Here is a 21,526-nt window from a genome sequence, read left to right as displayed (position 1 = left end):
AACAAGGGAGGGTGACAAGCTGGAAAACTTGATTCACTAGTCAATTGTCACCAATTATTTATTTCTGCTACAGATCACGCCCCTAGTGGGCAGAAAAACTACGTAGCAGTTTGCTTTGTTCACCAAGCTGCTCCTTTTAAAATTGTGGGTTGAGCCTTATGTCTGACCTTCCTTTCACTTTAGATCAGTTACGTATCCTGAAAGCGATCGCCGCAGAAGGGAGCTTTAAGCGTGCTGCTGATAGTCTTTACGTCTCGCAACCTGCGGTGAGTTTACAAGTCCAAAATTTAGAACGACAGCTGGATGTACCTTTATTTGACCGTGGAGGTCGTCGCGCACAATTAACCGAAGCTGGACATCTACTCTTGAGCTATGGTGAGAAAATCCTGAGTTTGTGTCAAGAAACCTGCCGCGCTGTGGAAGATTTACAAAACCTCCAAGGCGGTACTTTAATTGTTGGCGCTTCTCAAACCACCGGAACTTATCTTTTACCAAAAATGATCGGTATGTTCCGCCAAAAATATCCAGATGTATCAGTGCAATTACATGTCCACTCTACCCGGCGCACCGCCTGGAGTGTCGCTAATGGACAAATTGATCTAGCGATTATTGGTGGTGAAGTTCCGGCTGAGTTAGCAGAATCTTTGGTAATTATGCCCTACGCTGAGGATGAACTAGCACTGATTTTACCAATATTTCATCCCTTTGCTAAACAGGAAAAAATTCAAAAAGAAGACCTATATAAACTACAATTCATTGCTCTAGACTCCCAATCAACTATTCGCAAAGTCATTGATCAGGTACTGGTAAGGTGTGATATTGATACCAGACGGTTTAAGTTTGAAATGGAACTAAATTCCATAGAAGCCATCAAAAATGCCGTGCAATCAGGCTTGGGTGCTGCCTTTGTCTCCACCTCAGCCATCGCCAAAGAATTACAAATGGGTGTATTAAAATCTACCTGCATTGAAGGTGTCGTCGTCAAGCGAAACCTCTGGTTGATTTTTAATCCTAATCGCTATCGTTCTAAGGCTGCAGAAGCCTTTAGTCAAGAAATTTTACCTCAGTTTGCTACTCCAGAATGGAATAAAGATATGTTGAAAATATCACAACCTAAGTTAGGGGTAAATACACTGGATGGAGTCAATATTAACTCTGATTCTGAACCAGTTTAAAATCTAGTTATTAGTCTCTTGTCATCAGTATTTTTAGTTTGGGGATGTAATTTTCCTTAATTTATTGGTGGGAAAATTATAATTTATGGTTGAGAGCAAGTAAATCGATTTATTTATTGATGGCATGACAATGATAAAAATGAAAGTTTACTGTACTCGTCCGACTTGCCCTCGCCCACAAAACTACTTTGCGGATTTGGACGATATTAACACCCTGAAAACAACGCAACAAAAATATTGTACTACCTGCGGTATGCCCTTACTCCTAGATGGTCGATATGTGCCAGTTAAGTTACTGGGAAGAGGGGGATTTGGTACAGCATTTTTAGCAATAGATCGCCGCATACCAGGAATGCGTCAATGCGTAGTCAAGCAGTTCCAGCCCGCAGGAAGTTTATCACCTACTCAATTGCAAAAAGCACAAAAGTTATTTGAGAGAGAAGCAGAAGTTCTAGCCCAAATAGGTAGTGGACACGAGCAAATACCTGATTTATTTGCTTTTTTCCCGGTAATAGTTAATAGTTGGCAAGGAGGACACCAAGAGCAGTTTTTTTACTTGGTACAAGAATACATTGATGGACAAAATTTAGAAGAAGAATTGGATCAGAAGGGTAAATTTTCTGAACCAGAAGTTTTAGAAATACTCCAAGAAATTCTCAAGGTTTTACAGTTCGTACATGATAGAAGTATCATTCACAGAGATATTAAACCTTCTAATATCATGCGTCGTCGTGATGGTAAACTCTTTCTCCTGGATTTTGGGGCTGTAAAGCAGGTAACAAATGCTACTGAAGGCTCTAATGCTTCCACTGGTATTTATTCCATGGGATTTGCACCACCTGAGCAAATGGCCGGTAACCAGGTCTTCCCGTCTACAGACCTATACGCTTTGGCGGTCACCATCCTGAACTTGCTGACAGGTAAAGAAGCAAATCAACTGTTTGATACCTATACTAATCAGTGGCAATGGCGCTCTTTAGTTAAGGTCAGTCCTCGCCTGGCTGATATTTTAGATAAAATGCTCTTACCTGCTGCTAATCAACGCTTTCATTCGGCCAATGAAGTAATTATAGCTCTTTCTCAACCATCAATTACCCCAATTGTTACACCCAAATCTCAACCAGCCAAAACAAAACCTCAGCCCAGTTTTTCTACGTGGGAATTATTGGGTGGAGCAGCTTTTAGCGGGTTTGAGGGTGCATTAATAGCGATCGCTCTGAATAGTTTATTGGGCAGTGCTGTAATCACTGGGGTGATTTGTGCTTTGCTCTTAGGTATAATAATATTCGCCCAAACTAGACGGTGGATTGAAAAGTTTGATTTATTATTGATTCCGGTAATTACCTTAGCAGTGATTATTTTTGTTCCGTTTTTACAAGGGGGAATTGCCATTTCACAAATAATCTTGCTAGCGGTTGCTGGTGGTTTAGCAACTATTGCAGTTACATCTATATATCGAATTATTTATCAAATATTATCTTTAATATTTAACAAGAATTAAAACACCTACACATCCAGTTTCTTTCAGCATTACTCACCGCGACGCATAAATAAATTTATAAATCAACCCCAATTCTTAATTATGTCCCAGAAAAATGAAACTACCCTACTTGTTTTTTCCCTGCTGATCACATTGGGCTTATTAGGTGGTATTTTGTGGTTTTTTGACATAATCAGATTTCCCCAAAATCAACCCGGTGCAGAGCGGATTAGTTTTGGAGAAAGAATTTTGAACACTGGCGAAGTGACTCCTGACAAAAAAGCGGGAGTACAAGCAATAAGTGAGAAAAATTATACCCAAGCTATTGCTAGTTTAGAAACATCTTTAAAACTGAAGCGTAATGACCCCCAGGCACTGATATATTTAAATAATGCCCGCATTGGTGCTGCTAAAAGCTATAGTGTTGTCGCCTCAGTACCTATAGGTAATAATCCTAATGTTTCCCTGGAGATTCTACGCGGTATCGCTCAAGCCCAAAATGAGGTGAATACCTCCGGGGGTATTAAAGGCGTACCTTTAAAGGTAGGGATAGCCAATGATGATAATAATCCTGAGATTGCTCAACAAATTGCTGCTAGCCTAGTTAAAAATCCCGATGTATTGGGGGTAGTTGGTCCTTATAGCAGTGACACTACCTTAGCGGCAGGTACTATTTATGATGCGGGGAAACTGGTAGCCATTACTCCTATTAGCACTTCGGTGAAAATTTCTAACTTTAGCCCCTATATTTTCCGCACAGTACCTAGTGATTTTATCGCAGCTAGGAGCTTGGCTAATTATATGGTCAAAAACTTGCAGAAAAGACAAGCGGCGGTTTTCTTTAATTCCCGGAGTAATTACAGCCAGTCTTTAAAGTCGGAGTTTGTATCATCTGTGTTGTTGGAGGGTGGACGAGTATCAGGTGAGTTTGACGTGTCGCTGGGAAATTTTAGTGCGGCTAAAAGCCTACAAGAGGCTACTGGGGAAAGTGCAGAAGTGTTGATGTTAGCAACTGACACTGAAAGTTTAGATAAAGCACTGCAAGTGGTTCAACTGAACCAGAAACGGTTAAATGTACTGGGGGGAGATGCTATTTATAATATTAAAACATTAGAAGTGGTGGGAGAGGCAGCCTTGGGGATGGTGGTAGCAGTTCCCTGGCATATTTTAGGCGATCGCCAGTCAGATTTTCCCCAAAAGTCGAGGGATTTGTGGGGTGCTGATGTTAGTTGGCGAACTGCCTTGGCTTATGATGCCACTGTAGCCCTGATTGCCGCATTAGAAAGAAATCCTACACGTTCGGGGATACAACAAGCACTCACCGCTTCTGATTTTTCTCCTACTGGGGCTTCTGGTGCGATTCGATTTTTACCTTCAGGCGATCGCTCTGCGCCTGTGCAACTAGTAAAAGTAGTTACCGGTAACCGTTCCCGGACTGGCTATGACTTTGAACCGGTACGGTGAACCATCAGAGAAGATGGGGAAAACGTTTTCCACGGCATAAATTCTTCCCCAGGCGAGTTGAGTGGTCTTAATGTGGTTTGTACAGCCACGACCACCCAAGCCCAGTCTGAATTAACTGAACATCCTAGGTAATATAGAATACATTGGTGCTATTGACCCTTGCTATTGGGAAGCAAGGGCAATAGATTGCTCATTACCAAGAACATTGATTTTCACATTACGCAATTGATCACAATCTGTTTGTGGTTGTCAAACAGATTGCTCAAACCCAGGAAGTAGATATTGCCGACTCTAACTTGCTGTGGCTTTTGTTCATCAGCTGTGAAATGCGTTTCAGTTGGCTCGATTAATCGACTCTGCTGGTAAGCAAATGAGATTATCTCCCTGGGTGAGGATTAAGCCGCGTTGACGCAACTTACCCATCAAGCGAGTCACAGTTACACGAGTGGAACCGATGGCGCTACCAATTTGGGCATGGGTGAGGGGGAAGGGCAGACAATAGCCACGAATCACATCGGGGTCAGTCTCACTCATAGCCGGTTCTCCGTATTCCTCAATCAATAGTGTCAGGAATCCTAAGAGTCGGTCAATGGTGCGGCGTTGTCCCAAGGCACTCAGCCACAGTAATTTACGTTGGTGCTGATACCTAAAGGCATCCATGACTTCACGGCGGAAGTGAGGCCAGTTGTCTAAATCGTGCCAGTACATCCACAGCACAGCTGTTTGGTCAACATGGGCGTATGCTTGGAGGGTGAATGGTGACTGAGCCACAATTTCAAACGGTTGTCCCGCGCCGATAAAACCCAAGAAGGCTTCTTCTGGAGTTCTATTAATGCGTCGAGAAGTGAGCTGACTGGCGGTGGCACTAACTTGTGCTGTTCCCACCATGCGAATTGCGCCCCTTTGCACTAAGTACAATAATCCAGGTCGGGCTGGAATACGTTCATCCTTGCTAAAGGTGCGGCAGCGGTAGTGTTCTTGAGCCCAGTCAAGAATCCGTTGCCAAGTTAAAAAGGGCCGTGATGCCTCAGAAAAAGAAGATGGAGATTGCATAGGTAACAAAGAGCGTTTGGCTGAATACAAAGACGTAATAAAAAGGTGCAAGGAGTGTCTTTGTGTCGGCAGAGTAGGCTTAACGCCTAACAGCGTCAGCCATACAAAGAGCAGAAAAGCAGTTAGTTTGCCCTCTACTCTTTTGTTATACTTCCTACTGTACAATGATTGTAGTAAAGTTTACTGACAGTTCATCGAAAATTCATCAAATTTTATGCTACTCTCATTTTTTTGCATCAAGTTCAGATTTATATCTTAAGGTAGATGACGAAAATATACAAATATGTTATGGATACCCTGTGAGTACAAGTGTATATAGTTCAAATTTACTAGTGAGCCGAGAAATAGCAATTAAAGGGTTAATATATCGTTACATATTATATGTACTCAGTTTTTGTAATTTTAGTGGTGAATTTGTCCCCATAGCAAGTAGAAAGTTTCCTCTCTATAAGGGTACAGATGATAGTCGAGTTTTATATATTTCAGGTTTGGCGCTCCAGTTGGCAAAATCTGATCATTACAAAACGATGGACATCGCCAATGGAATTGTCTCTCACTTATCAGCAATGGGTGACGGTGTTTTTCAGGTGGAAGTAGTTCACCCTGGTTGGATTCATTTAGAGTTAACTCATGCTTTTTTAGCTGCTTGGTTGCAAAACCTTGTAGTTAAGAGTGTGGGTGAAGATGGGGAAAGGGAAAAAGCCAAAATTACCATGTTAAATCCCTCTAGCTTGTTTATGATTCAATATGCTCATGCACGTTGCTGCTCATTGGTGCGGCTAGCTCACCATGAAGGATTGATTAAACTCAAGGAAGTACATCAGGCTAACCTGACTAGTTTGGTATCGGTAGAGAACATACCTTGGCTCAACGATGAGCAAAAACTCCGCTTCACTCACCCAGCAGAGGGTCGTCTGATTACTGAGTTAGTAGAGGCTGTAGATAACTTAGAGTGTAGTGGTACAGTGAACTGGGAAAAAGTTGCCTTGGATTTAAGTCGAGCTTTTGAGGCTTTCTGGTGCAGGTGTCGGATTTTGGGGGAGGTGAAAATTACTTCACTAGAATTAGCCCAAGCCAGGGTGGGACTGATCATGGCTACTCAGTCTGTGTTGAGGTGTTTACTTGTAGATAAACTGGGAGTTTTTGCTCCTCTGGAGTTATGATTATTTGCGATGAAAAAATTCTTTACCAAATCTTTATAATTACCGGGAAAAATCGCAAGTTTTCTGGAAACTATTGACTGATGTAGTCGCCTCGGTTATATTTACAGGTGTGTGAGGAGCGAACCAGTAAAGGCACCGAGACGAAACACGGCCAGTCGTCGGTGTCTTTTCTGATGTTAAGCAGTTTTAAGAGAGTAAAAATTTCTCGATCGCACTTACTACCCCATCTTCCTCTACAGTAGGGGCTACCCATTGGGCGACAGCTTTTACACCTGGTGGAGCGTTACCCATAGCTACACCGATACCAGCATATTGCAGCATTTCCAAATCATTAAAGTTATCACCAATAGTCATGACGTTTTTGCTTTGTAAGCCTAGTAATTCTTCTGCTAGGTAACGCACAGCAGTTCCCTTATTAACTAAGGGGTTAGTTGCTTCAAAGAACGTAGCAATCGAAGTTGTGAGGTAAAGTTCAGCAGGTGTGTATTGACGGCGTAAATCACCTAGTAACTGATTAATTACCTGTGTGTCCTCACACAAGGCTAGTATTTTTGTGGGTTCATCGCTCAGAACTCGGCGTAGGTCGCCTACGGGAATTGGCGTAATACCAGAACGTTTTGCATAGGTTTGAGTTTCTTGGCTCAAGTCTCGCACGTACAGCTGGTCATTAATATAGAAATGGATAGATAAATGCGATCGCAGTTGTGGTTGTTCAAAATAATCTAGTAGTTGGTGTGCGATTTCTCTGGAAACAGACCAATGGCGATGAATTTTCTGACTAGCTGGGTCTTGAATCCAAGCGCCTTGATAAGCCATCAATGGTAGAAGACAGTTAATTTCTTGGTGGAAGCGTAAAGCTGAACAATACATCCGACCAGTGGCGATGGCTACGTGAATTCCTTTGGCTTGTACCGCTGCGATCGCTTGCTTTACGGGTACACTTAAGGTGTTAGACTCTCCAGAAATCGTACCATCTATATCTAAAACCAGTAACTTAATGTCTTGTGTAGCCAGAGCCTGATTACCAGCGGATGTTAAATCAGAGGTAGGTGCTTTGTGCATAAATTCCCCATTCAGGTTAAAACTCCCAGTATGAGGTTAGCAGGCTCTAGCACTTCATGGGGAGGTAAAATAATATAGCTATGTCTCAAACTGCAAACACCACACGTCGTCCCACCTTCATCCTCGTAGATGGACATTCCCTAGCTTTTCGTTCTTATTTCGCCTTCGCCAAAGGAAAAGATGGCGGACTGCGGACTAAAACAGGAATTCCTACTAGTGTATGTTTTGGGTTTCTCAAATGTCTATTAGAAGTTATGGCGACACAACAACCAGAAGCCATAGCTGTGGCTTTTGATTTGGGTTTACCAACTTTTCGCCATGAAGCTGATGATACTTATAAAGCTGACCGTCCAGGAACACCAGAAGATTTTGTTCCTGATTTAAAAAATCTGCACGAATTGCTAGCAGGGTTAAATCTGCCAATTTTCACCGCACCTGGTTATGAAGCGGATGATGTTTTGGGAACCATAGCACAAAAAGCTACTGCTGCTGGGTATAAAGTGAAAATCTTAACAGGCGATCGCGATTTATTTCAACTCATCGACCCAGCCAAAGAAATCAGCGTTTTAAATTTTAGCCCTGATGCTCTCAAACGTTCTACAAACAGCATCACTGAATTTAGTACAGCAGAAGTTCAAGCCAAATTAGGTGTATTACCTGCACAAATTGTCGATTTTAAAGCCCTCTGTGGTGATAAATCAGATAATATTCCCGGTGTCAAGGGAATTGGCGAAAAAACCGCAGTACAGCTACTTAGTACTTACGGTTCTCTAGATCAGATTTATGCAGCACTAGATGAAATTAAAGGCGCAACACAGACAAAACTATTAACAGGTAGAGAAGACGCGCAAAAGTCCCAATACTTAGCCAAAATTGTTTTAGATGTTCCTCTAGAAATTAATTTAGAAGATTGCAAATTAACGGGATTTGATACCAGTATTCTCACTCCCATTTTAGAGAAATTAGAATTCAAAAGCTTTTTAGGTAAATTTAACGAACTCCAGCAACGTTTTGGTGGGGAAATTACCCATAACTCAGCCACCACACCCGATGAAGATGATGATGTGTGGTTTTTTAGTGCTGCGGACACAGCAGCAATGTCACCAAAAATTAACTCACCCATTCAACCACGGATAATTAAGACCTCATCCCAACTGACTGAGTTAGTCAACTTATTACAAAAATTTACTGACCCCAAACATCCTGTTGCTTGGGACACTGAAACGACTGGATTAGAACCAAGAGATGCTCAACTAGTGGGTATTGGTTGCTGTTGGGGAATTGCTCCTGATGAGTCAGCTTATATTCCCCTGGGTCATAGAGAAGGGGAAAATTTACCTAAAGATATTGCACTCACCGCACTAAATCCGATATTATCAAGTGCAGAATATCCCAAGACGTTCCAAAATACTAAATTTGACCGCTTAGTTTTTCGCAACCAAGGAATTAACTTGGCGGGAGTAGTATTTGATCCCATGTTAGCTAGTTATGTTTTAAATCCAGATACTAGCCATAACCTCACTGATTTAGCGTTGCGTCATTTGGGATTAATCTTAACTAACTATAATGATTTAGTTCCCAAAGGTAAAAATATTGGGGATCTAGATATCACTGCTGTAGCTAATTATTGCTGTTTACAAGTTTACGCCACATGGCAACTTGTGCCTAAGCTCCGTGAGGAATTAGAAAAAACTCCAGCTTTACATAAGTTATTGCTACAAGTGGAACAACCCCTAGAAGCAGTTTTAGCGGAGATGGAATATACGGGTATTTCGATTAATTCTGTTTACTTGCAAGAACTCTCCCAGGAATTAGAGATAACTTTAGCTAAATTACAGGACGCAGCAATTACCGTAGCTGGAGAAAAATTTAATTTGGGTTCTCCTAAACAATTAAGTCAAATCTTATTTGAAAAATTGGGCTTAAGTACCAAATACTCCCGGAAAATTCAAACCGGTTACTCTACTGATGCAGGGACTTTAGAAAAACTCCAGGAAGTTGATAAAACTGGCTTTGTTAATGCCATTATTGAATATCGTACTTTATCGAAATTAAAGTCTACCTATGTAGATGCTTTACCGGCTTTAGTCCGTCCAGATACCCAACGGATACATACTGATTTTAATCAAACTGCAACTTCTACGGGTCGGTTATCTTCCTCGAATCCCAACTTACAAAATATCCCCATTCGTACAGCTTTTAGTCGCCAAATTCGTAAGGCTTTTTTACCGAAATTAGATTGGTTAATGGTGGCTGCGGATTACTCTCAAATCGAGTTACGTATATTAGCTCATTTGAGTCAGGAGCCGATACTATTACAAGCATATCAGCAAAATGAAGATATTCACACAGTAACTGCACGTTTAGTATTTGACAAGGAACATATTACATCAGAAGAACGCCGGATTGCGAAAACTATTAATTTTGGTGTAATATATGGTATGGGATCACTAAAATTTTCCCGTTCTACGGGGATAGATAAAACTATTGCTAATGAGTTTATCCAGCGATTTAATGAACGTTATCCATGTGTATTTGCTTATTTAGAAGGGTTAAAAAAACAAGCGATCGCTCAAGGTTATGTAGAAACTATTCTAGGTAGACGCAGGTATTTTGAGTTTACCAATAATAGTTTACGCCACTTAAAAGGTAGCAACCCAGATAACATTGACTTGAGTAAATTAAAAAAATTAGCTGCTACCGATGCGGGATTATTACGTTCTGCTGCTAATGCCCCAATTCAAGGTTCTAGCGCTGATATTATCAAAATTGCCATGGTGCGACTGCATAAAGTTTTGCAGAAGTATCAAGCGCGGTTGTTATTACAAGTTCACGATGAATTAGTATTTGAAGTTCCTCCTCCAGAGTGGGAAGAATTGCAACCACAAATCAAGTCACTCATGGAAGATGCTGTACATTTAAGTGTCCCCTTAGTGGTTGATGTGAGTACGGGTGATAATTGGATGGAGACCAAGTGATTACAGCTACAATGATTGACCATAACCGTTTATTCAACAGACTACTCACTAGCTTTTTTTGTAGAGTTCCGAGCGGAATCAGTAGAGGCTGTTAAGGTTTTCATGATTAGTTACTGGTTATGTGTAATACCACTAAATATTTTCTGTTCCTTACTACCCAATTTATAAAATATAAAACCATGCTTAATTACCCTGCCTAATTAGCTTCGGGTGGGGTATTTTATCCTCAAGGGTGTGTGTCACAATTATTAACAGTTCCCCCAAATTAGAATTCTAAAAGTAAGCATCAGTGATGGAAGTAATCTATGAATATGCCTGGCTGATTCCAGTATTTCCGCTTTTAGGAGCAATGCTGGTTGGTTTAGGGTTAATTTCTTTAAATCAAGTGACAAACCGCCTGCGGCAAATCAACGCTGTAGTCATCATCTCCCTCATGGGAGCAGCAATGGCGTTCTCCTTGGCCTTGCTGTGGAGCCAAATTCAAGGACACGCGCCTTACCTGCGTACCCTAGAATGGGCAGCAGCCGGTAATTTTCACTTGAGTATGGGCTACACTATCGACCACCTAACAGCCCTGATGCTGGTGATTGTCACCACAGTAGCTTTATTAGTCATGGTGTACACCGATGGCTATATGGCTCACGACCCTGGATACGTCAGGTTTTACGCCTATCTCAGCCTGTTCGGTTCCTCGATGTTGGGTCTAGTAGTTAGTCCCAACCTGGTGCAGATTTATATCTTCTGGGAACTAGTGGGGATGTGTTCTTACCTGCTGGTAGGCTTTTGGTACGATCGCAAAGCAGCAGCAGATGCTTGTCAAAAAGCATTTGTGACTAACCGCGTGGGAGACTTTGGCTTACTATTGGGCATTCTCGGACTATTCTGGGCTACGGGAAGCTTTGATTTTGGGGTCATGGGCGATCGCCTAGGCCAACTCGTAGAAACCGGTTCTGTAAGCAATTTTCTCGCCATCCTGTTGGCGATCTTAGTCTTCTTAGGTCCGGTGGCAAAGTCCGCCCAATTTCCCCTCCACGTCTGGCTCCCAGATGCTATGGAAGGACCAACCCCCATTTCAGCGCTCATCCACGCTGCCACCATGGTAGCAGCCGGTGTGTTCCTGATTGCCCGGATGTACCCAGTATTTGAGCATGTCCCAGCGGCCATGAACGTCATTGCCTTTACCGGGGCATTTACGGCGTTTTTGGGTGCCAGTATTGCCATAACTCAAAATGACATCAAAAAGGGTCTGGCTTATTCCACCATCTCCCAATTAGGCTACATGGTGATGGCTATGGGATTAGGCTCATACAGTGCGGGTTTGTTCCACCTCATGACCCACGCCTACTTTAAGGCGATGTTATTCCTAGGTTCTGGTTCGGTGATTCACGGTATGGAAGGGGTTGTCGGTCATGACCCCGCCTTAGCCCAGGATATGCGCTTGATGGGAGGAATGCGAAAGTATATGCCCGTCACCGGTATTACCTTCTTGATTGGTTGCTTGGCAATTTCTGGGGTTCCGCCTTTTGCTGGTTTCTGGTCAAAAGATGAAATTCTCGGTAACGCCTTTGAAGCTAGTCCACTTCTGTGGTTAATTGGCTGGTTAACTGCCGGTATTACCGCCTTCTATATGTTTAGAATGTACTTCATGACATTTGAAGGCAAATTCCGCGGTAACGACGAGAAAATTAAGGATAAGCTGAAAAAATCTGCCACCCCCATAGTCCAGGAATTAGATTCGGCTGCACTAGCGCCTAATTTTGGACCAGGGGCGATGAAACAAGGAGAATTGGCAGCCCATGACTCCCACGGACATCACAGCAGTACTCCCCATGAATCACCGTGGACGATGACTTTACCTCTGGCTGTGTTGGCTATACCTTCGATTCTGATAGGTCTGGTGGGGACACCCTACGCTAACTACTTTGAGGAGTTTATTTTTCCCCCTAGCGAAACCATCACCGAAGTTATGGAAAAAGCCGCTGAGTTTAACCCGACGGAGTTTTACATCATGGCGGGGGCTTCTGTAGGTATTTCTTTAATCGGCATTACCTTGGCTTCGCTAATGTATTTGTGGGGTAAAATTGACCCGGCTGCGATCGCTTCTCAAATCAAATCTCTTTATGAGCTATCCCTGAATAAGTGGTACTTTGATGACATTTACCATCGTGTCTTTGTTCTGGGACTACGTCGTCTAGCTCGACAAGTGATGGAAGTTGACTTCCGCGTTGTTGATGGTGCTGTTAATCTTACCGGCTTTTTCACCCTCGTTAGTGGTGAAGGTCTGAAGTACCTGGAAAATGGTCGCGCTCAATTCTACGCCTTAATTATCTTTGGGGCAGTTTTGGGTTTAGTGATTTTCTTTGGTATCACCTAGTTGTTACAGGGGTGGACTGCAGTCCGCCCCTACATGATTTTTTGTTTCACCCACCAGACCCAGTAGGCGCACAGAGTTGCATTGCAAAAGATGACAAGATTTTTTTTGACTACAAGTCATATAGTTACTAAAAATATAGTCAAATATTTTTAGCTTGGTAAGGTCTAAACCTTACTGGGCTAACTACAAGCCTCTTTACTGAGTTTCCATCAAAGATAGAGTCCCCAGCTACCTTTCTTAATATATTTAGGGAACCATTCAAGTCTGCTGAATATATTTTCCCAGACTTAGACCTAAATAAACCTCTCTTGATTCTTTTACCTAAATACCTTTATTTGCTCTCAGGGTGTTGATAAACTCTATTTTCTAAAAGCCAAAGCCAAATCCTGAATTTATAAATTTTTGTAGTCCATTGGTTTCGCAAGTCCTTTTGCAATCTCTCTTTTAGCACGTTGAGCAGATGCAATCAATTTTGGTTGAGTTGTCTTAAATGAATTATCCCATTTTAATTCATCTTGCAAATTTTCCAAGTACTCTCGAAGATGTTCTAAAACTCTGTTTTGTACATCTTCAGGTAAAGATTCCATCATCTTAATTACAGTGCTAATTTCTGGAGATGACATAATAAAATTTTCCTTTTAAACTTTACCCGTCTGCTTTATTAAATATAGCTGAATTAACATGATTAAGACTATTCACTCTGAACTGTCAGATAGCGAACATCAGGAAATTACACCAGCATAGTATTTTACAGAAGGTGTACGTGGGAAACATTGCCAAACTTACAAACCTGAAAATATTGTGACTATTTATCAAGAGGTTTGTACAAATATTTGACTAACACCTCAATAATCATCTGAAAATACCTGATTTTCATATTTTCATTAAATTTGTCATTTAATGGACAACAGATGCCTTAATTGCTCATTATGAGGCAATTGGCGGGTAGTTTACCTGTAATATACAGACTGGCGGTTAGGGCAGCTTTGTAGATGTGGTTTAGGTCATCCGGGAGGGTGGGGGATTGTCAATTTGATTAAATCAACCTAACAATGAAAGGAAAACTGCCAAAAAGCTGTTAGTTAATAGCTAGTGACTTTTTGCCCAACATGATTCTGTTTGCAGATTAATTGCGATGAATACAGTTAATTTTCCGTGGCTGACGACAATTATTTTGTTACCTATAGCCGCGTCGCTACTGATTCCCATCATCCCAGATAAAGACGGCAAAACAGTGCGCTGGTATTCCCTGATTGTGGGACTAATAGATTTTGCACTAATTGTTTACGCTTTTTATACTGGTTACGACTTCTCGAATCCAGATTTGCAAATGGTGGAGAGTTACCCCTGGTTACCTCAACTTGATTTGAATTGGTCAGTAGGGGCAGATGGCTTGTCTATGCCTCTGATTATTTTGACTGGGTTTATTACTACATTGGCAATTTTAGCAGCTTGGCCTGTGACGCTCAAGCCCAGGCTCTTTTATTTCTTGATTCTGGCGATGTATGGCGGTCAAATCGCCGTGTTCGCTGTTCAGGATATGCTGTTATTTTTCTTGGTGTGGGAACTGGAACTCGTACCTATCTACTTTCTGCTGTCCATTTGGGGAGGCAAAAAGCGACAATATGCAGCGACTAAGTTTATTTTATACACCGCTGGTGGATCGTTGTTTATTTTGCTGTCTGCCCTGACAATGGGATTTTACGGCGATACCGTCACCTTCGATATGCGATCGCTGGCTTTGAAGGATTTCGCTCTTAATTTCCAGCTTTTACTTTATGCTGGGTTTCTCATTGCTTACGCTGTCAAGTTGCCAATTATTCCCTTACATACTTGGCTACCAGATGCCCACGGTGAAGCTACAGCCCCAGTACATATGTTATTAGCAGGTATTCTGCTGAAAATGGGCGGTTATGCCTTAATTCGCATGAATGCCCAAATGCTCCCCGATGCTCACGCTTATTTTGCCCCTGTATTGGTGGTTTTGGGGGTGGTTAATATCATCTACGCCGCCCTAACATCTTTCGCCCAGCGCAACCTGAAGCGGAAAATTGCCTACTCTTCAATTTCTCACATGGGTTTTGTCCTCATTGGTATTGCTTCCTTTACCGATTTGGGACTGAGTGGGGCGGTTTTACAAATGGTTTCCCACGGGTTAATTGGGGCGAGTTTGTTCTTCCTTGTGGGCGCAACTTATGACCGGACACACACCCTGATGTTAGATGAAATGGGTGGTGTGGGTAAGAGGATGAAAAAGATTTTTGCTATGTTTACCACTTGTTCCATGGCTTCTTTAGCATTACCAGGAATGAGCGGTTTCGTGGCTGAATTAATGGTGTTTGTGGGTTTTGCCACCAGTGATGCTTATAGCTCCACTTTTAAAGTTATCGTGGTGTTCCTGATGGCTGTGGGGGTAATTTTAACTCCAATTTATTTGCTGTCTATGTTACGGGAAATTTTCTATGGTCAAGAAAACGAAGAGTTAGTTTCCCACCAAGCTCTAATAGATGCTGAACCCCGGGAAGTGTTTATCATTGCTTGTTTGTTAGTGCCAATTATTGGTATTGGGTTTTATCCTAAGTTACTGACCCAGATGTATGATGCCACAACAGTACAGTTAACGGCAAGATTACGTCATTCTGTACCGACTTTAGCACAGGAGAAAGAAGCATCACAGATTTCTTTGCGCGCGCCAGAAATTTCCCTCTAAGTACCGATTGATAGTTGAATTTTATATTTCTCTGCTGGCGGGTCGAGTACCCGCTTTTTTTTGCTAAGATGCTAAGTAGTAGGAAATTCTTCACAGATCAACAATCCCCGTTTCTTTAGAGCGGGGATTGTCAATAGAGTTTTGTATTTGCAATGTTATAGCATTTCCCATGCTCGTGAGGTACAATTTTTTTTAGTTTGAGGGAACAGGGAACAGGGAATAGGGAATAGGGAATAGGGAATTGGTGTGTACTTCATGAGCCTGAAAAAGGCTTTATTACATCTGTTATTACATCTTGCCGTGCTGCATCACTTGTTGCAAATGGTGGCGAACTTCTTGGGTTTGTTCTATTTCCAACTGTCGCAACTTTTGAAATAATTCTACACAGGGCTGAGAGTTCATTTCCTGTGCATCTTTGATGTAGCAGTCATAAGCCTTGACTGCTTCAGCTTTATTATGCAGCACGGTGAGGAAGTCATACTCTAGGTTGCTAATGGGTTGTTGAGATTGACCGTTACCTGTAGTCATACATTGATTCTCCTTGAGGTGACTATTTGATTTTTACTCATGCTCAAGGAATGATTCATCTATCTATAAGGGTACAAAAAGATACGTCTCAAAGAGGTTCACACCCCAATTTTAGCTGTATGTATACACCACTTTTCAAATAAATCAAGTCACATTTTAATGTCACAAATCTTCTCGTTTGGGCATACTATGGCTAGGCGACGCAAGCTATCCACATGCTCAGTATAACTCCTGCCTACCCTGGGTAAATACTGTGAATAATAATAGAAAATCACTTGTATCTTGGTGCATACAAGTAGTATAACAGCCTAACAAATGCTATAAAAAGGGTCGGTAATTATCAAATATTTACAAATCTTTAATATTGTATATTAAAGTTATTTTTATCTTAAAAAAAATCAAGGTCAACCTTACGATAAAATACAATTTCTGGCAATTGTGGTTAAAGGCAGGATAATGACAAGTTAAGGAAGGAATTATTTTTCTGGCAGAAAAGTATTTGATACTCCTGAACAAGAATCATGCAGGTAAGACTGACTTACCGCAAGAGGGGTTTTATGAACGAAAAAGTAAAATCGGGTTCGCGGAACGTTGCAATTGTTGGACCTTATTTAAGTGGAAAAACCACACTACTAGAAAGCTTATTATTTGTCAGTGGGGCAATTTCGCGCCCGGGTAATGTGAAGGATGGTAACACGGTGGGGGATAGTGCGCCAGAATCGCGCGATCGCCATATGAGTGTGGAAGTCACCGCCGCCAGTACAGAGTTTAAAGACACTCGTTTTACCTTTATTGATTGTCCGGGTTCGGTAGAATTTGCCCAAGAAACCTACAATACTTTAATAGGAGTTGACGCGGCAATTGTCGTTTGTGAACCCATCAGCGAACGGGTTTTGACCCTAGCGCCCTTATTTAAATTCCTGGATGATTGGGAAATTCCCCATCTGGTGTTTGTGAATAAAATGGATAGGGCAAATATTCACGTTTTAGAAACATTACACGCACTCAAAGCAGTTTCTAGTCGTCCTCTGGTAGCTCACCAATACCCAATCATGCAAGGGGAACAACTCACCGGATTTATCGACATGGTGAGTGAACAAGCATATCAATATCACCCAGGCGCACCTGCTGATTTGATTCCTTTTCCTGAAAATTTAAAAGCAGAAGAACAAATCGCCCGGTCGGAAATGCTCGAAGCTTTGGCGAATTTTGACGACCACCTACTCGAAAAACTTTTAGAAGACATTGAACCACCCCAAGAAGAAATTATTCAAGACTTAAAACTAGAATTAGGGGCGGATTTGGTAGTTCCGGTGTTCTTTGGTATAGCAGAAAAAGATTATGGTGTCAGACCTCTGTTAGAAGCACTACAACGAGAAGCGCCGGAATCAGAAACCACAGCAGAACGTCGTTTAAGAAATATCAAAGGGAATCACCCCTTAGCCCAGATATTAAAAACTTACTATACCCCCCAAGGTGGCAAACTCTCCTTAGTGCGTGTGTGGCGAGGTGAATTAACTGATGGTATTGTCCTAAATGGTGTTCGGACTGGGGGAATTTACCGCCTCATGGGACAACAACAGCATTTAGTTAATCAAGTCGGTGCAGGTGAAATTGTCGCTTTGAGCCGTTTAGAGGGTATCAACACAGGAGAGACAATTTCTACACAAACCCCGGTGAAGGAATTACCCAAAGCAGAACAGTTAAGGCCAGTCTATGCTTTGGCGATTACACCGGAAAGACACAATGATGAAGTAAAACTCAGCAGTTCCCTGAGCAAGTTGTTAGAAGAAGATCCTTCCTTGGCTTGGGAGCAACACGGGGACACTCATGAGGTCATTCTCTGGGGTCAAGGTGAAATTCATTTACAAGTCGCCCTAGACAGACTGCGGCGCAAATATCACTTACCGATGACAACTCATCAGCCGCAAGTACCATATAAAGAAACCATCAGTAAAACTGTGGCTGCGGTTCATGGACGCTACAAGCATCAAAGTGGTGGTCACGGCCAATTTGGTGATGTTTTCCTGGATATCAAACCCCTAGCACGGGGAAAAGGTTTTAACTTCGATGAAACTATAGTTGGGGGTGTAGTTCCTAAACAGTATATTCCTGGTGTAGAAATGGGTGTGCGGGAGTTTTTAACACATGGGCCTTTGGGGTTTCCCATGGTAGATGTGGCTGTCACTCTCACTAATGGTTCTTATCACAGCGTTGATAGTTCTGAACAAGCTTTTAAACAGGCTGCACGATTGGCAATGCAAACGGGAGTACCCCAGGCTAAACCGACTCTGCTAGAACCGATTCTGCGGGTGCGAGTGACAACACCGAGCGAATTTACCTCTAAGGTACTGCAATTATTGAGTGGTAGAAGAGGGCAGATTTTAGGATATGAGGGCAAAGATGATTGGCAAAACTGGGATCATGTATCTGCATACTTGCCCCAAGCTGAGATGCAAAACTTTATTATAGAGTTGCGATCGCTCACCCTGGGTGTTGGGTTTTTCCACTGGGAACATGACCATTTCCAGGAAGTACCAGATAAACTTGCTGAACGTGTGCTAATGCGGAATGGGAATGGTAGCAAGGGGAACAGTAAGTAATATCTTCAAGTTTCTTGATCCGTGGCTCTAGGAGTGGCAATAACAGTCACTCCCATTTTCTATTAATCACCTTGGGGGTATTCATTCCACAGTGTCGTAATTTCACGTAAACTTTGGTGATTACCATTACCTAAAATCAAGTGATCTAATAATGGAATGCCTAAAAGCCGCGCCCCTGCTAATAATTGACGGGTTAATTCTATATCTTCTGGGCTAGGTTCCACATTACCTGAAGGATGATTATGAGCAATAATTGTCCGGGTTGCACCTTGACGAATGACTTCTCGGAAAATTTCTCGCGGGGATGCTAAGGTTTCCGTGGCGGTACCAATAGTAATTACTTGGGTTCCCAATAACCGATTTTTCACATCTAACAGCAACACTGCAAAACGTTCTTGTGTTTGCCACATTAAATCTTGACTAAGTGCAGCCGCAGCCACAACGGGGTTATCAATGGGTGTACTGTCTGATGGGCGAAATTGAAAGGTACGTTTCCCCAATTCAATTGCCGCTAAGATAGTGGTGGCTTTGGCTGGGCCAATACCAGGAATTTGCATTAATTCCGCTGGGTTAATCTCTCGCAGAACTGCTAGGGGGTCACGTTGATGTTTACTTAGTTCTTGTAATATATATTGTCCTAATCCTACAGCCGAAAGTTTTCCTGGACCCTGGCCAGTACCTAAAAGAATTGCAATTAACTCAGCTGTAGCCAAAGTTTTAGCACCGTGGCTCATTAAACGCTCCCGTGGACGCTCATTAGTGGGAATATCGGCAATTCTGAGGCAATAAGTCATAGAAGAACTAAGGGGAGAATCACTTAGATAAAACTATTCTTATTTATCCCTCTTTTGGTTCATATTGGATCGCTAGGTAAAAAACTTTAACAGAACATCTTCACCACATAACCAAAATCCGCCATACATGAATTTAGGGGCTACCTGTCCAAGAAAAAGTTGGTGTAGCCCCCACTGACAGTCAGCTGATACCAAATAATTAAAATCCCATTGCTTGGGCTACTGCCCCTACTTCAGCATCAATGCCTTGTTTAAATTGGCTCTGACTGTGTTTAATAGCTGTATCTGGGTCTTTTAAACCATTCCCGGTGAGGACACAAACCACTGTCGCCCCTGTGGGAACTTGGTCTTTAACCTGCAATAAACCGGCTACAGATGCAGCGCTGGCGGGTTCACAGAAAATACCTTCTGATGATGCTAAAAGTCTATAAGCATCGAGAATTTCCTCATCGGTAACGGCTTTAAAACTACCTTGACTAGCAGATTGGGCAGCCATGGCTTTATCCCAACTAGCAGGGTTACCAATACGTATAGCTGTGGCGATGGTTTCGGGATGGGTAACAGGATGCCCATTTACCAGGGGAGCAGCCCCTGCGGCTTGGAATCCCATCATCCGCGGTAGGCGATCGCATTTTCCGCCTTGGTGATATTGACAAAACCCCATCCAATATGCTGTGATATTTCCCGCATTACCCACTGGGATACACAACCAGTCTGGAGCATTACCCAAAGCATCTACCACTTCAAATGCTCCGGTTTTTTGTCCTTCCAAACGGTAGGGATTCACAGAATTAACTAAAGTAATGGGATAGCTTTCGGACATTTCCCGCACAATTTCCAGGGCGCGGTCAAAATTCCCTTTGATTGCTAAAACTTCCGCACCGTACAACAAAGCCTGTGCTAACTTACCCAAGGCTACATAGCCATCGGGTATCAACACAAAAGGCTTCATCCCGCCACGTTTAGCATAAGCTGCCGCCGCCGCTGAGGTGTTCCCTGTACTAGCACAAATTACTGCCTTAGCCCCAGCTTCCTTAGCCTTGGTGATTGCCATGGTCATACCCCGATCTTTGAAGCTACCAGTGGGGTTAAGACCATCGTATTTGACAAATACTTTTACCTGTCTGCCAATGCGTTCGGCGATGGCCGGTACTGGAATCAAGGGAGTATTACCCTCTAGTAAGGTAACAACCGGCGTTTTCTCGCTTACAGGTAAATATTCGCGATAGGCTTCTATCAGTCCGGGCCAAGGTTGGCGAGTAGATTTAACAACAGACAAACTCACAGTCACAGGTTTTAAAAGTTTTTAACTAAGGATTGGGGATGGGTAAGCCCTCCATTGGCAAGGGAAAAACTTAATTTCTCCTTTTGAGGTGCTATTTTCTAGATTTTTCATTCTATAAGAATATTATCCACATTGAGTGCCAACGTCTCACTGATGATTTTTATTTTATGTGAAATCCTCCTTTGTGATCACACTACTCTCCCTTCCCAGCCATAAATTCTGTGTGTAACTCAGGGGATACCATTACCTTCACTTATAAATACACTAGCCAAGTATGAGTTTATATGATTAAATATATACAACTGTTTAACTAATCTTAACTTAACGTTATTATGATGTTTATATAGATGGTGTGAGTCAATTTAGGAAATTTATTTAACAATGCCTACTTGTTCATCTAGTGTTTCCGAACGTCCCTCCCAGACTCTCTGGGTTAGCGATGTCACCAAGTCTTATTATCAAGAAGACCAACACGCGAAACTTCAACACCTCCAAGCAGAAGTAGATTCTTTGTTAGAGCAATTACAAAACCTTAAACAACAACGTTTAACCGAGAACAACTCAGAAGTTTGACAGTCTCAGATATAATCCCCTGTTTACACAGGTTTCCAGATTCACCGCGTTTAATCTTAGAGCGTGGTGATATTTTTTCGACGTTTAGCTGTCTGCTATATAAAACCTAGACAAAGCTAGACTTTACTTTCTACTTCAACGGGGGCATGGGAGCGGTTATCCCTTAGTAGACTTGCACGCCTTAGCCAGACGCGATATTTCTCTTAAGATTTACAAGAAAGACTACCGCTATCATTGCTTGGTTTTCGCGTTGGCAATAGTCTTAATTCAATACTTGATATCGT

General features: G+C 42.2%; 15 protein-coding genes. 9 read left to right on the top strand and 6 right to left on the bottom strand.

All coding sequences use genetic code 11. From position 1 onward, the window contains the following. The first annotated feature begins 158 nt into the window (after positions 1–158). The 3 genes from PN457_RS14650 to PN457_RS14640 all read left to right on the top strand — a co-directional run bounded on the left by PN457_RS14650 (position 159) and on the right by PN457_RS14640 (position 4,119). Positions 159–1,175, top strand: coding sequence for a LysR family transcriptional regulator (locus PN457_RS14650; protein ID WP_271734115.1), 1,017 nt, complete (start codon positions 159–161; stop codon positions 1,173–1,175). A 139-nt stretch (positions 1,176–1,314) separates the two neighbouring features. Continuing rightward, positions 1,315–2,676, top strand: a complete 1,362-nt coding sequence (locus PN457_RS14645) for a protein kinase domain-containing protein (protein WP_271734114.1) — start codon at positions 1,315–1,317, stop codon at positions 2,674–2,676. A gap of 81 nt (positions 2,677–2,757) precedes the next feature. Further along, the gene (locus PN457_RS14640; protein ID WP_271734112.1) at positions 2,758–4,119 is read left to right on the top strand and encodes an ABC transporter substrate-binding protein; all 1,362 of its coding nucleotides are present in this window, start codon (positions 2,758–2,760) and stop codon (positions 4,117–4,119) included. A gap of 333 nt (positions 4,120–4,452) precedes the next feature. Here the strand turns inward: PN457_RS14640 and PN457_RS14635 are convergent, their stop codons facing one another. Then, positions 4,453–5,172 carry a Crp/Fnr family transcriptional regulator gene (locus PN457_RS14635; RefSeq protein WP_200989883.1) on the bottom strand — a complete coding sequence of 240 codons (720 nt, stop codon included), beginning with the start codon at positions 5,170–5,172 and terminating at the stop codon, positions 4,453–4,455. 332 nt (positions 5,173–5,504) lie between these two features. Here PN457_RS14635 and PN457_RS14630 point away from each other — a divergent pair, with 332 nt between their 5' ends. Continuing rightward, positions 5,505–6,335: a DALR anticodon-binding domain-containing protein gene (locus PN457_RS14630; RefSeq protein ID WP_271734111.1), complete on the top strand. Its 831-nt coding sequence runs from the start codon at positions 5,505–5,507 to the stop codon at positions 6,333–6,335. A gap of 186 nt (positions 6,336–6,521) precedes the next feature. On the opposite strand, the gene PN457_RS14625 is transcribed toward PN457_RS14630, so the two are convergent. Beyond that, positions 6,522–7,397 carry a Cof-type HAD-IIB family hydrolase gene (locus tag PN457_RS14625; protein ID WP_271734110.1) on the bottom strand — a complete coding sequence of 292 codons (876 nt, stop codon included), beginning with the start codon at positions 7,395–7,397 and terminating at the stop codon, positions 6,522–6,524. A gap of 80 nt (positions 7,398–7,477) precedes the next feature. On the opposite strand from PN457_RS14625, the gene polA reads away from it, so the two are divergent. Continuing rightward, positions 7,478–10,375 (top strand): DNA polymerase I, encoded by a 2,898-nt coding sequence (gene polA, locus PN457_RS14620; protein ID WP_271734109.1) that lies wholly within the window; start codon positions 7,478–7,480, stop codon positions 10,373–10,375. Positions 10,376–10,667: 292 nt separating this feature from the next. Next, complete coding sequence (locus PN457_RS14615) at positions 10,668–12,749, top strand: NAD(P)H-quinone oxidoreductase subunit 5 (protein WP_271734107.1); 2,082 nt, start codon at positions 10,668–10,670, stop codon at positions 12,747–12,749. Positions 12,750–13,141: 392 nt separating this feature from the next. On the opposite strand, the gene PN457_RS14610 is transcribed toward PN457_RS14615, so the two are convergent. After that, entirely contained in the window at positions 13,142–13,372 is a 231-nt protein-coding gene (locus PN457_RS14610) for a hypothetical protein (protein ID WP_271734106.1), read from the bottom strand. A 512-nt stretch (positions 13,373–13,884) separates the two neighbouring features. Here PN457_RS14610 and ndhD1 point away from each other — a divergent pair. Further along, on the top strand, positions 13,885–15,459 hold the full coding sequence (gene ndhD1, locus PN457_RS14605; RefSeq protein ID WP_271734105.1) for a photosynthetic/respiratory NAD(P)H-quinone oxidoreductase subunit D1: 1,575 nt from the start codon (positions 13,885–13,887) through the stop codon (positions 15,457–15,459). Positions 15,460–15,747: 288 nt separating this feature from the next. Here ndhD1 and PN457_RS14600 read toward each other — a convergent pair whose 3' ends face one another. Further along, entirely contained in the window at positions 15,748–15,987 is a 240-nt protein-coding gene (locus PN457_RS14600) for a hypothetical protein (RefSeq protein WP_271734104.1), read from the bottom strand. 557 nt (positions 15,988–16,544) lie between these two features. Here PN457_RS14600 and PN457_RS14595 point away from each other — a divergent pair. Continuing rightward, positions 16,545–18,590 carry an elongation factor G gene (locus PN457_RS14595; RefSeq protein WP_271734103.1) on the top strand — a complete coding sequence of 682 codons (2,046 nt, stop codon included), beginning with the start codon at positions 16,545–16,547 and terminating at the stop codon, positions 18,588–18,590. A gap of 62 nt (positions 18,591–18,652) precedes the next feature. Here PN457_RS14595 and radC read toward each other — a convergent pair whose 3' ends face one another. Beyond that, positions 18,653–19,384, bottom strand: a complete 732-nt coding sequence (gene radC / locus PN457_RS14590; RefSeq protein ID WP_271734102.1) for a RadC family protein — start codon at positions 19,382–19,384, stop codon at positions 18,653–18,655. A 199-nt stretch (positions 19,385–19,583) separates the two neighbouring features. Continuing rightward, positions 19,584–20,675, bottom strand: coding sequence for a threonine synthase (gene thrC, locus PN457_RS14585; RefSeq protein ID WP_271734101.1), 1,092 nt, complete (start codon positions 20,673–20,675; stop codon positions 19,584–19,586). Between the two features lie 375 nt (positions 20,676–21,050). Here thrC and PN457_RS14580 point away from each other — a divergent pair, with 375 nt between their 5' ends. Continuing rightward, positions 21,051–21,242, top strand: coding sequence for a hypothetical protein (locus tag PN457_RS14580; protein ID WP_271734100.1), 192 nt, complete (start codon positions 21,051–21,053; stop codon positions 21,240–21,242). The last annotated feature ends 284 nt before the right edge of the window (positions 21,243–21,526 follow it).

This window comes from Anabaenopsis arnoldii, assembly GCF_028331025.1.
Lineage (GTDB): Bacteria > Cyanobacteriota > Cyanobacteriia > Cyanobacteriales > Nostocaceae > Anabaenopsis > Anabaenopsis arnoldii.
The sequence above is the reverse complement of the archived record's forward strand: the minus strand, read 5'-3'. Positions and strand labels throughout refer to the sequence as shown.